Annotated in this window: 7 protein-coding genes and 1 pseudogene; 6 read left to right on the forward strand and 2 right to left on the reverse strand. The window is 35.3% G+C overall.

The genetic code is table 11. The features are described 5' to 3' along the window. Positions 1–404: 404 nt before the first annotated feature. Positions 405–4,822, forward strand: a pseudogene (locus AC1DKZ_RS17250) (putative mucin/carbohydrate-binding domain-containing protein). A 45-nt stretch (positions 4,823–4,867) separates the two neighbouring features. Here AC1DKZ_RS17250 and AC1DKZ_RS17255 read toward each other — a convergent pair. Further along, positions 4,868–5,506, reverse strand: coding sequence for an NAD(P)-dependent oxidoreductase (locus AC1DKZ_RS17255; RefSeq protein WP_476996729.1), 639 nt, complete (start codon positions 5,504–5,506; stop codon positions 4,868–4,870). A gap of 300 nt (positions 5,507–5,806) precedes the next feature. Between AC1DKZ_RS17255 and AC1DKZ_RS17260 the strand changes: the two genes are divergently transcribed. The 5 genes from AC1DKZ_RS17260 to AC1DKZ_RS17280 all read left to right on the forward strand — a co-directional run bounded on the left by AC1DKZ_RS17260 (position 5,807) and on the right by AC1DKZ_RS17280 (position 12,491). After that, a complete protein-coding gene (locus tag AC1DKZ_RS17260) occupies positions 5,807–7,237 on the forward strand; it encodes an alanine/glycine:cation symporter family protein (protein WP_476996730.1) in 1,431 nt (476 codons plus the stop codon). Positions 7,238–7,571: 334 nt separating this feature from the next. Next, positions 7,572–9,014, forward strand: a complete 1,443-nt coding sequence (locus AC1DKZ_RS17265; RefSeq protein ID WP_476996731.1) for an alanine/glycine:cation symporter family protein — start codon at positions 7,572–7,574, stop codon at positions 9,012–9,014. Between the two features lie 299 nt (positions 9,015–9,313). Next, complete coding sequence (locus tag AC1DKZ_RS17270; RefSeq protein WP_002089478.1) at positions 9,314–10,495, forward strand: NupC/NupG family nucleoside CNT transporter; 1,182 nt, start codon at positions 9,314–9,316, stop codon at positions 10,493–10,495. Positions 10,496–10,983: 488 nt separating this feature from the next. Further along, on the forward strand, positions 10,984–12,165 hold the full coding sequence (locus AC1DKZ_RS17275) for a NupC/NupG family nucleoside CNT transporter (protein ID WP_002129840.1): 1,182 nt from the start codon (positions 10,984–10,986) through the stop codon (positions 12,163–12,165). A 92-nt stretch (positions 12,166–12,257) separates the two neighbouring features. Further along, on the forward strand, positions 12,258–12,491 hold the full coding sequence (locus AC1DKZ_RS17280; protein WP_002184696.1) for a hypothetical protein: 234 nt from the start codon (positions 12,258–12,260) through the stop codon (positions 12,489–12,491). 25 nt (positions 12,492–12,516) lie between these two features. Here the strand turns inward: AC1DKZ_RS17280 and AC1DKZ_RS17285 are convergent, their stop codons facing one another. Beyond that, positions 12,517–13,023: a ferritin gene (locus tag AC1DKZ_RS17285; protein ID WP_046955624.1), complete on the reverse strand. Its 507-nt coding sequence runs from the start codon at positions 13,021–13,023 to the stop codon at positions 12,517–12,519. Positions 13,024–13,062: the final 39 nt, after the last annotated feature.

A 13,062-nucleotide genomic window follows, 5' to 3' on the forward strand; every position in this document is an offset into this window, starting at 1 on the left:
TAATCTAATTGAAAAGGCTATCTAACGAGAAAGAAATCATGTACAATTCATTTTGGAAAAACTGTCCATAGATGGATACCTATGAATGAATTGTAAAAAACAATATTTTTATACACATTTTTCATGTATAGACAACAATACTTGATAAAACCATCTCTCATCATTATTTTGACATAAAAAAGAGAACTCATCACGAAATATAGAGAAAGGTGAGGAGGAACTTTCGCTTTTAAAAATTTGTCACATAAGAAAGAGGATACATTTAAAGTGAACGATGGTAAGAGGTGTAGGGGCGCGAGGTTGAGTTGTATATATTAAATGATTGTATAAAGATAATTTGATTTTACAGTAAATAAATATATCTATGATGGTTTGCATTACAAAAAGAATAGGGGACACAGATTATGTCGAAGAAAAAGAAGAGTAGGGTATTAGTAGCTGGTATATGCATATCTACATTATTATCACCAGTAGCTTTCGAAGCATCAAAAGGATATGCGGCACCTTTGGAAGAGAATAAAGGTGGGAATTTAGAAGAGAATAAATTTGAGCAGAGGGCGTTTCAGTTGCCGGGTAAAGGTAGCGTAGATGAAGAAAATGAACGTTTAAGAGTTACTTGGAAACTTTCTGCTAATGAGCCGACTGGAATTTATGCAGCGCCAAATGAAGAGATTACAATTGACATAAAAGGAACGCAGTCTATTCAAGCTTTCATAGGAACGAGATCTTATGATGAAAAGGATCCAGAAGAGTTTGATTTAAAACCAGGGAAAAACGTTATTTCATCTCCAAGAGGCGGTATTTTATATTTTTACAATATGAATAGCGAAGGTAATGTAACAGCTACAGTTACGAATGGTGGTAGCCACTTCCCTTTGTTTATTTTAGGTAAACATACGAAAAAAGATTGGGATGAAATGTTAAAAAAATATAAGGATCCTTATGCAGTTGAATTAAAAGGTGAGAGAAGCTTAATTACTACTACTTATGATTCTGTGCAGAAATATACGAAGAATACGGATCCAACAGAGCTAATGAAATTACACGATAAGATTATTCGTTTGGAAAACGCAGTGGCAGGATTATCTGAGGACGGTGTTGGGGTTGCGAAATCTCCAACTCATTATGTTCAGTTTGTTGAAAAACGGAAGCCTGCTGAAGGGAACTTTATGTTTGCGACAAATTATCATACAGGATATATCCCGACGGCAATGAATAGAGTTTTAGATTTAGAAGTACTTGAAAAGGATGGCTGGGGACCATGGCATGAAGTTGGACATTTACATCAGCAAGAACCTTGGAAGTGGTCTAAAGTAAGAGAAGTCACAGTAAATATTTACTCATTAGCTGTTCAAAAGGCATTAGGGAATCAATTAGAAATGGATGAGCACTATAAAGAATCATTTGAGTATTTAGAGAGACCTAAAGCAGAAAAGGTCATTGATGAAATCAATCCTCTTACAATGTTTTGGCAATTAAATGTAGTGTATGGAGACCATTTTTATCCTAGGTTACATCAAGCTTATCGTTTGTTGCCTCAGAGTGAAATGCCTAATTCTGATGAAGAGAAAAAGCAACTATTTATTTATATGACATCAAAAGTGGCTGGGCAAAATTTAATTCCTTTCTTTGAGGAATGGGGATTAACGCCAAATGATGATACTAGAGAGAAGATAGAAAAATTAAATTTACCTAAATTAGAAAAAGAAATATGGAAAGCTACTGATAGTAATGATATTCGTGAGAAGCAAGTTGAACCGTATAAGGTTCCGTATGGTGAACCTGCTAATGAGGTACAAAACCTTTTAGTTGGTACGGATTCTGATGAAAACGAGGCGAGTAAACCCGTTCAAAATTTAGGTGAGAATGTAAAAGTAACAGGTAAGATCATATGGCCTAAATTAGAGAATGGAAAACAGGAAGTGTTAGTAGAAATTGAGGATGAGAAAGGAAATAAAAATTCAATTCCTGTCCAAGTTAATGGAGTTTATGGTGACAGTATAATTTTTCAAGGACTTTCAAATGAAGTAATGTCCACAGTGATGCTTCGTCACAATGAAAAAAATTAAATGTAAACTTTACTAATAATAAAATACATTACCGTTTTGAAAAAGAAGAATATATGGGCTTAACGCTATATGATCGAAATGGGATTGAAAAGAAAAGTGTATCAGCAGAAGGGCAAGAAAATGGAAAACGATTTGCGCTTGAACTAAATGGATTGGATTTTGAATATGGTGATGTAGTAAAAGTATTCCATGCAGAACCAAGCCGTTTGAAGTGGTACCAAAATAACGCACTTGTAGATCAAGGAAATGCTAAAAATAAAAAAGAAAAATTATTCCAAATCACTCCGCAAGGGTTTGAATTTAAAGATGGTTTACAAGAAGTAACAGCAGTACCGCAAAAAGTAGTAGTCGGAACAGATGTTGAAAAGTTAGAAGCGAAAAACTTTGTACAAGTAAAAGATGGAGAAGTGAGTGGTTTTGCAGAAAAACCAAATACATCAAAAATCGGTGAACAAAAAGTAAAAGTAGAGACGAAAGATCGTTTTGGAAATAAGCAAGTGACGGAAGTTCCTCTAACAGTAACATATGGAGATAGCTTACTTGTATATGGATTAAGCTATGGTACTGACGATATGAAGTCAATTATAACGTTACATCATGATACGAAAAAACTGAGTGCAACAGATACAAAGAATCTGATTCATGATTACTTTAAAGATGAGAAGTATTTTGAATTCACACTGTACGATAAAGAGGGAACAGAGAAGAAAAATATAGCGGTAAAAGGTTTGGAGAATACGAAAGCTTTTGCCAAGGAAGTAAATGGACTTGCATTTGAGTATGGAGATGTGGTGAAAGTATACCATGCAGAATCTTCTCGTTTACATTGGTACCAAAAAGATTTATATGTGGGAGAAGGAAACAGTAAAGAGATAAAGGAATTAGTCTTCAAAATTACTGAAAATGGATTTGAAAGGTTAGACGGTGAGCAAACAGTAAAAGCAAATCCACAAAAAGTAGTAATTGGAACAGATGTAGAAAAGTTAGAAGTGAAAAACTTTGTTGAAGTAAAAGATGGAGAAGTAGTTGGATTTGTAGAGAAACCAAATACATCAAAAATCGGTGAGCAAAAAGTAAAGGTAGAGACGAAAGATCGTTTTGGAAATAAGAAAGTGACAGAAGTGCCGTTAGAAGTAATTTACGGAGATAGCATTATGTTCTTTGGTACAAGTTATGGCGGAACAAACATTAAATCGGTTGTAACTTTGAACCATGAAGAGAAGAAATTCGGTACAACAGATTCAGAAGGTAAAATGCATACTTCATTTGCGGATGAGAAATATATGGGAATGACTGTATATGATAAAGATGGGAAAGAGAAGAAAGCAGTATCTGTAAAAGCGTCTGAAAATACGAAAGCATTCGCAGAGCAATTTAAGGGAATGTCGTTCGAATATGGCGATATAGTAAAAGTGTATCAAAGAGAGTTTGATAGATTTAAAGTGTATAAAAAGAATGAATTCGTGGACGCACAGTATGGCGTTCATGAAGTGTTCTTTAAAGTTACGGAGCAAGGTTTCGAAAGAATGGAAGCTCAGCAAGAAATAAAGGCAGTACCACAAAAAATAGTAATCGGAACAGATGATGCAAAATTAAATGCAAAAGATTTTGTTCAAGTGAAAGATGGAGAAGTGATTGGTTTTGTAGAGAAACCAAATACAACGAAAATCGGAGAACAAAAAGTAAAGGTAGAAACGAAAGATCGTTTCGGGAATAAGAAAGTAACGGAAGTATCACTAGAAGTAACGTATGGGGATAGCTTGGTATTTAAAGGGCTAAATTATAGTACTGATATTAAATCGATTGTAACATTGCAACATGATCAGAAAAAATTCAGTACGACAGCTGATTCGAATCCGGTGCACCATTATTTTAAAGAAGAAACGTACTTTGAATTTACATTATTAGATCAAAAAGGAATAGAGAAGAAGAAAGCGATTGTAAAAGGTGTTGAAAACACGAAAGAGTTTGCAAAAGCGATTAACGGCTTAGAATTTGAATACGGTGACGTTGTAAAAGTGTATCATGCAGAATCGGATCGATTTAATTGGTATCAAAATAATAACTTTACTGGTCAAGGTAAGGCGAAAGTAGAAAAAGAATTATTCTTTAAAGTAACAGAAAAAGGTTTTGAAAGAATAGAAGCTCTACAAGAAGTAAAGGCAGTACAGCAAAAAGTAGTAATCGGAACAGATGCTGAAAAGTTAGAAGTGAAAAACTTTGTTGAAGTAAAAGACGGAGAAGTAATTGGATTTGTAGAGAAACCAGACACAATGAAACTCGGTGAGCAAAAAGTAAAAGTAGAGACGAAAGATCGTTTTGGGAATAAGACAATAACAGAAGTACCGATTGAAGTGACGTATGGAGATAGCCTGGTGTATCAAGGTGTGTCCAATGTTACACGTTCTATTGTTACGTTAAATCATGACGAAAAGAAATTACATGCAACATTTACGAATGATGTGATTCATTATCGTTTTGTGAACGAACAGTATTTGGGTTTTGCGATTTATGATCAAAATGGAAATGAGAAAAAGCATATATCAGCAGACGGTCAAGAAACCTCAAAGAATTTTGCAGAACAAGTAAATGGTACTCCATTTGAGTATGGGGATGTTGTAAAAGTGTAGCATGCAGAACCAAGTCGTCTGAAATGGTATAAAAAGAATGAGTTAGCAGAACAAGTAGCTTCAGCAGAAGTTGTATTTAAAATCACTCAAAGTGGATTAGAACTAGTAAAGGGAACATTGTAATAAAAAATGCGCGTAGATATTGGATCTACGCGCATTTTTTTTCTATTACTCAGCTTCAGAAACTACTGTGAAGCGTTCGTTTACGTGTTTTGGATTTTCAATTTCATCAAGTGCTGCAACTGCGAAGTCTTCGTAACTTACGTAGCTATCACCTTTTGAGTTAACAAGAAGGTTGTCTTTTCCAGCTGTATAAGAGCCTGTGCGTTTTCCTAATGCAAATAGTGCAGAAGGGCTAATGAATGTCCAAGTAATATCATTTGTTTGATTTAGGATTTCCAAGTTTTTACCTTGGTTTTGAGCTGTTGCAAGATATTCATTTGGGAATCCTGGTGTATCAAATACACGTGTTGTTTTCTCTTCGTCTACAAATAAGCTACCAGCGCCGCCAACTACAAGTAATTTTGTATTAGGTGCACCTTTCATAGCTTCGATAAGTACGTTTCCTGCATCTACGTGAAGGTGTTCTTGTCCGGCTGGAGCACCGAATGCATTTACAACTACATCAAATGCTTGTAGGTCATTAGATGTAAGAGCGAATACATCTTTCTCTAAAACTTTTATATTTTCTTCTGTAATTTTTGCAGCGTTTCTTACGATTGCAGTTACTTCATGTCCGCGATCTAATGCTTCTTTTAAAATACGACTTCCTGCTTTACCAGTTGCTCCGATGATTCCGATTTTCATAATAAATCCCTCCAAAGTGTTTTGTTAAAGTGTATATCTGAAATTAAATGAATTTGTTGTAATAAGGTTTGTTACAACCTGATGTAATCATTATAGTTACAGGTTGGTGTTTTTGTCAATGGGGTAGTTTGTAGATTTACTTTTTGTTTTATTATGCACAGTTAGAGGGAGGAGAGTCATAAAGATATTGTTACTTCGTGTCTGGCTAATATTTGGAAATTGCAAATTGTCGAAAAATGTTGATTTTTAAATGTTTTTTAAATATAATTCGTTTTATGGAGAAAAGGAGGGGTTAATTGTATGAATATTTTAGAGCAATTTGTTTCATCAACGAATACAATTCTTTGGTCATATATTCTTATTGCAATGTTAATTGGTTTAGGGCTTTATTTTTCTATTAAATTAAAATTCGTGCAAATTACTCATTTAGGGGAAATGGTTCGATTAATGAGTGATGGCTTAACTGGAAAGACACGTAAAAAGGGAAGTGTATCGTCATTCCAAGCATTTTGTATGAGTTCAGCAGCTCGTATTGGTATCGGGAACTTAGCTGGTGTAGCGCTAGCTATTTCTATGGGAGGACCTGGAGCTGTATTTTGGATGTGGGTTATTGCGATTATTGGGGCGTCTTCAAGTTTCGTAGAAAGTACGCTTGCGCAAATTTATAAAATAAAAGATGGCAGTGGCTTCCGTGGTGGTCCTGCTTATTATATGGAAAAAGGTTTAAATAAACGTTGGATGGGAATTTGGTTCTCTATCCTTATTACAATTAGTTACGGTTTAATTTTCAACTCAGTACAAGCAAATACAGTGACATTAGCATTTAAAAATGCATTTGGTATTGAGCGTTATGTTGTAGGGATTGTACTTGCAGCATTAGTTGCGGTTATTATTTTTGGTGGTGTGAAAAGTATTGCGCGTATGTCAGAAATGATTGTTCCGCCGATGGCAATTATTTATATTGCAGTAGCTGTGTTCGTTGTTATTAAAAATTATTATTTAATACCGGATATGTTTACAGAAATCTTTAAAGGTGCATTCGGTTTAGATTCAGCTGTAGGTGGCGGTATTGGTGCTGCAATGAAGTTTGGTATTCAGCGCGGATTATTTGCGAATGAAGCAGGTATGGGTAGTGCACCGAATGCGGCTGCAACAGCGGATGTAACACATCCAGCGAAACAAGGTTTTATTCAAACAATTGGAGTATTAGTAGATACATTCTTAGTATGTACATCAACAGCATTTATCGTACTATGTTCTGGTGCATATAAGGCAACAGATTTAGAAGGTATTGAATTAACGCAAGTCGCGCTAAGTTCACAAATCGGTTCGTGGGCAAGTAGCTTCTTAGCGATTATTATTTTCTTATTTGCTTTCAGTTCACTTCTAGGAAACTACTATTATGGTGAAACGAATATTGAATTTATTAAACGAAGTAAAACTTGGTTAACGATTTATCGTATTGCGGTTGTAGGAATGGTACTATTCGGCTCTGTTGCGACGCTTCAAGTTGTATGGAATATGGCAGACTTATTTATGGGTCTAATGGTAATCACAAACTTAATTGCGATTACACTTCTTGGCCGATTTGCGTATGCTGCGTTGGCAGACTATGTAAGGCAAAAGAAACAAGGAAAAGATCCGGTATTCAGTGCAGATTCTATTCCTGGTTTAACGAACACAGAGTGTTGGGATAAGCCGGCGGTAACAGATAAAGAAAAAGCAGTATAATAAAAAGGCGAGCATCGAGATAAATTCGATGCTCGCCTTTTTTGTTGTAGTAAATGATAAAAAGGGTGAGAGGTAATTATTAATATAATTTTTGTTTGTTCATTCCTCTCGTTATTTGTAGGGAACGTACTGTCTTAAAAGTATGACTGGTCGAATAGGATGAGTGATTGAGTATTGGATAAATGCACGTACTAGTTATATTTTCACGTAAAAAAACATGTATGTTAGGAATCTTCACGTATCCATGTAATGAAACCTAACATAAAGTTCTTGATTACTAAAAGTTTTTAGAATATAATTTTCTTATTGTTAGGAAGAGGGGGGCAATGCAATTATGGATTTTTTAACTAATGTAATTGGGGATATAAATAATGTCCTTTGGTCATATATCATTATTGCGATGTTAATTGGATTAGGACTTTACTTTTCGTTTCGTGTGAAATTTGTCCAAATTCGTTACTTCGGTGAAATGATTCGCTTACTTGGGGATGGAGCGAGTTCAAAAACAAGAAAAGCGCAAAAAGAAAAAAGTGGTGTATCGTCATTCCAAGCATTTTGTATGAGTACAGCTTCTCGTGTAGGTACTGGTAACTTAGCTGGTGTAGCTATCGCAATCTCAGCAGGTGGACCAGGAGCGGTATTTTGGATGTGGTTAATCGCGGTAATTGGGGGTGCTTCTGCATTTGTAGAGAGCACATTAGCGCAAATTTATAAAGTAAAAGATGGGAATGCGTTCCGTGGTGGTCCAGCGTATTATATGGAAAAGGGTTTAAAGAAACGCTGGCTAGGAGTTGTCTTCTCTGTTCTAATAACAGTTAGTTTCGGATTAATTTTCAACGCCGTGCAGTCAAACACAGTAGCGGCGGCTTTTGATGGAGCATTTAACACAGATGGTAAGTTTGTAGGTCTGTTTATGGCTGGTTTACTTGCAATCATTATCTTCGGCGGAGTAAAACGTATTGCACGTGCGGTTGAAATGATTGTTCCAGTAATGGCAATTATATATGTAGCAGTGGCATTATTCGTTGTTGTAACAAACATTACGGCAATTCCATATGTATTTAAAGAAATTTTCTTACATGCTTTCGGAATTAAAGAAGTAGTGGGCGGGGGATTAGGAGCTGCGATTTTACTAGGGGTAAAACGTGGATTATTCTCAAATGAAGCAGGTATGGGTAGTGCGCCAAACGCAGCTGCGACTGCAAACGTAACGCATCCAGTGAAACAAGGTTTCATTCAAACTTTAGGAGTATTTACAGATACATTATTAATTTGTAGTTGTACAGCATTTATCATTTTATTATCAGATGTGCCTGGAGCGGCTGATTTAAACGGAATTCAATTAACGCAACAAGCATTAAGTCAACATATCGGACCGTGGGCTTCTATATTTGTAGCAGTTGCAATCTTCTTGTTTGCATTTAGTTCATTGGTAGGTAACTACTACTATGGTGAAACAAATATTGAGTTTTTAAATGGAAGTAAAGTTTTACTAAATGTTTATCGAATCGCGGTACTTGGTATGGTTATGTTAGGTTCTGTAGCAACAATTCAAATTGTTTGGGACTTAGCAGATTTATTCATGGGTATCATGGCTATTATTAACTTAGTGGCGATTGTATTCCTTTCTAAGTATGCTTTCGCGGCATTATCAGATTACGTAAAACAAAAGAAACAAGGAAAAGATCCAGTCTTTTATGCGGGGTCTATTCCTGGTTTAAACAATACAGAGTGCTGGGACAAGCCAGCAGTAGCAGATAAAGAAAAAGCTGTATAATAAAAAGGAACGAGCATCAGAGAAATTTGATGCTCGTTTTTTTTATGTTGATAAACTAAAGGAAGAGAGAAAATACGAACATTAATGAGTGTTTTATAATAAAATGTATTTTTTTAAGAAAAGTGCGGATGTGAGTTATAATTTGTGTTAGAATGGAAAATGGCTTTGAGACAAGAGATTTTATGGTTTTTCATATCCGATTGAAGGTTTTGGAGGAGAAATGGAAAGTTCGGATTATTCCTTGTTTTGAGTAGTCAGACGTTCAACGTTAATGAAGAGTTAAATGGAGGATTTTATTAATGAAGTTTGTTATGTTTCTTGTAGGACTACTAGTTGTATTCGTACTCGGCTTTCTTATAAGTTCTGATCGTAAGAAGATCAAGTATAAACCAATCGCAATTATGCTTGTTATTCAGCTAGCGTTAACGTATTTCTTATTAAATACGCCAATTGGTTATATTTTAGTAAAAGGAATTTCAGATGGATTTGGAGCACTTCTTGGATATGCGGAATCTGGAATCGTTTTCGTATTTGGTGGTCTTGTTAATAAAGGAGAGGTTTCATTCTTCTTAACAGCTTTATTACCAATCGTATTCTTTGCAGTGTTAATCGGAATTCTGCAACACTTTAAAATTTTACCGATATTTATTCGTGCTATTGGTACTATGCTAAGTAAAGTAAATGGTTTAGGAAAATTAGAATCATATAATGCAGTAGCGGCCGCAATTGTTGGGCAAGCAGAAGTATTTATTACAGTAAAAGATCAATTAAGTAAAATCCCAAAACATCGTTTATATACACTATGTGCATCTTCCATGTCGACAGTATCGATGTCGATCGTTGGTTCTTATATGAAAATGATTGAACCAAAATATGTAGTAACAGCACTTGTATTAAATTTATTTAGTGGTTTCATTATCATTCATATTATTAACCCGTACGATATTACAGAAGAAGAAGATACACTGAAGTTAGAAAATAAGAAAAAACAGTCATTCTTTGAAATGTTAAGCGAATATATTATGCTTGGTTTCACGATTGCGATTACGGTAGCAGCAATGTTACTTGGTTTCGTAGCATTAATTACAGCAATCAATAGCTTGTTTGATTCAGTGTTCGGTATTACATTCCAAGCTATTTTAGGATATATTTTCTCTCCATTAGCATTCGTAATGGGTATCCCGCAAGCAGAAATGGTAACAGCGGGACAAATTATGGCAACAAAATTAGTATCAAACGAGTTTGTTGCGATGCTTGATCTAGGAAAAGTAGCTGGTGATTTATCAGCTCGTACAGTCGGTATTCTTTCTGTATTCCTTGTATCATTCGCGAACTTCTCATCTATCGGAATTATCGCAGGTGCAACGAAAGGGATCGATGAAAACCAATCAAACGTTGTTTCATCATTCGGATTACGACTTGTATACGGTGCGACATTAGTAAGTCTTTTATCCGCAATTATCGTTGGTGTTATGTTATAAAGTGAAACTTTAATCAGTGGGGGGCTTTATCCCCCGCTGATTATTAGCCTTCACCAATCGGGCTTTTACGGGCAGTTAATCACCCACCTAACTTCTTTGTTTTCGCTGAATTTTGAGGTGGGGGTCTTACTGCCCGTTAAAGCGGGGTAAAAAGGGAGGCCATAGCTATGAGCTAGGGCTATTTTTTATGGTGAATTTACATAAAAAACCCAATCGGTTAGGAATATATTAACATATAAAAATCTTTTAAAATTTATATTGCATTTCGATTAGATAACGCTTACAATTTGATTTGTAGGTGGTATCCATTTCAGACGTTAAATACGGTAGAGAAGAAGAGACTACCTGTTATAAATTGCAATTTATGTAAACGCTTACCTATTTTAGAAGACAGTTCAAAATATTTTAGGGGTTCATATTTTTTAACATCAATGGTCAGACGTCATTCGTTATACGACTGATAACTCATGGAAGTGGAGGATTCACATATGAAGTTAGTAATGTTTCTAGTCGGTTTACTTGTAGTATTTGTACTAGGGTTCCTTATAAGTTCAGATCGTAAGAAAATTAAATATAAACCAATTGCAGTTATGCTTGTAATTCAATTGGTACTTGCGTATTTCTTACTAAATACAAAGGTCGGATTTGTATTAGTAAAAGGGATTGCAGATGGATTTGGCGCTATTTTAAAATTTGCGGAAGCAGGGGTTAATTTCGTATTTGGTGGTCTAGCAAATGATGGACAAGCACCATTCTTCTTAACAGTATTATTACCAATTATTTTCTTAGCAGTACTAATTGGAATCTTACAACATATTAAAGTTTTACCGATTATCATTCGTGCAGTCGGTTTCGTATTAAGTAAAATTAACGGTTTAGGAAAACTTGAATCATATAACGCAGTAGCAGCGGCAATTGTCGGCCAAGGTGAAGTATTTATTACAGTAAAAGATCAATTAAGCAAATTACCGAAAAATCGTTTATACACACTTTGTGCATCATCAATGTCAACAGTTTCGATGTCAATCGTTGGTTCTTATATGAAGATGATTGATCCAAAATATGTAGTAACAGCACTTGTACTAAACTTATTTAGTGGATTTATTATCATTCATATTATTAATCCGTATGATGTGAACGAAGAAGATGACATTTTAGAATTACAAGAAGATAAGAAACAAACATTCTTTGAAATGTTAGGCGAGTATATTATGCTTGGTTTCTCTATCGCTGTAACAGTAGCGGCGATGTTAATCGGTTTCGTAGCATTAATTACAGCAATTAACGGTGTGTTCGATTCTATTTTCGGAATCACATTCCAAAGCATTTTAGGATACATCTTCTCACCATTAGCATTCGTAATGGGTATTCCAACATCAGAGATGCTAACAGCAGGACAAATTATGGCGACGAAATTAGTAACAAACGAATTTGTTGCGATGCTTGATCTTGGAAAAGTAGCTGGCGATTTATCAGCTCGTACAGTAGGTATTTTATCAATCTTCCTTGTATCATTTGCGAACTTCTCATCTATCGGAATTATCGCAGGTGCAACGAAGAGTATCGATGGAAAACAAGCAAACGTTGTATCTTCATTCGGATTAAAACTTGTATACGGTGCAACGTTAGTAAGTATATTATCAGCGGTTATCGTTGGGGTTATGCTTTAATAAAAACAAACGAAGTCGTTTATCTCTCGCCTAGAGGGATGAACGACTTTTTTATTTTGGTATGATAAATAATATAGAGAGGGGGGATTAGGGTGCAAGAACGAGATAGTTTAAGGGAGTTTGATGAGATTATAGAGAACATTGATCAATTAACTGGAGAAGATGCTAGAGCGTTTTTGAAATTTATACATGGGTATTTAAGTATAGTAGGGGTAGGAGATGGGACGTTTACTCATAGTGACTTTGTTGAAAAGGTTTCAGAGCTTTATAAGAAGGATGTGGCGAGGGTTATTCAACTTAGAGAAGAAATAAAAAAATCACCTTAATACATTCATTAAGGTGATTGGAATACTACTCAGCTGGAGGCGTAAATGTACGTTTCTCTAATTCAGCATCTAGCATAAATAATGCGTTTGAATCGCTTGTAATACGTTTTAATTTTTGGATGATGCTATCGAATGAAGATTCTTCTTCTACTTGCTCATCGACGAACCATTTTAAGAATGTAATTGTTGCATGCTCACGCTCATCCCAAGCGATATCAGATAAGTTGTAAATACGCTTCGTTACTTCACGCTCGTGCTCAAGTGCCACTTCAAAAGCGTTCAGTACAGATTCGTATTTGTTATTTGGATTATCAAATCCAGTAATAATAGCGCGCTCACCGCGGTCATTAATGTAGTTGTAAAGCTTCATTGCGTGGAAACGCTCTTCTTCAGCTTGTACAAGGAAAAAGTTAGCGAATCCATCATAGCTCTCAGCTGTACAGTAAGCAGCCATTGCCATATAGGCGTGGGCAGAGTAAAATTCAAAGTTCATTTGATCGTTTAATGCGTCGTGCAATTTTTTAGATAACATAAAATCCCCCTTATTATTTTGACAAGAACATTATATCAC

This window comes from Bacillus sp. 05T21, assembly GCF_056396785.1.

Bases quoted from the DNA above. Each gene is read 5' to 3' on its own strand.
- AC1DKZ_RS17255 (WP_476996729.1), bottom strand. From the start codon at position 5,506: ATGAAAATCGGAATCATCGGAGCAACTGGTAAAGCAGGAAGTCGTATT.
- AC1DKZ_RS17260 (WP_476996730.1), top strand. From the start codon at position 5,807: ATGAATATTTTAGAGCAATTTGTTTCATCAACGAATACAATTCTTTGG.
- AC1DKZ_RS17265 (WP_476996731.1), top strand. From the start codon at position 7,572: ATGGATTTTTTAACTAATGTAATTGGGGATATAAATAATGTCCTTTGG.
- AC1DKZ_RS17270 (WP_002089478.1), top strand. From the start codon at position 9,314: ATGAAGTTTGTTATGTTTCTTGTAGGACTACTAGTTGTATTCGTACTC.
- AC1DKZ_RS17275 (WP_002129840.1), top strand. From the start codon at position 10,984: ATGAAGTTAGTAATGTTTCTAGTCGGTTTACTTGTAGTATTTGTACTA.
- AC1DKZ_RS17285 (WP_046955624.1), bottom strand. From the start codon at position 13,023: ATGTTATCTAAAAAATTGCACGACGCATTAAACGATCAAATGAACTTT.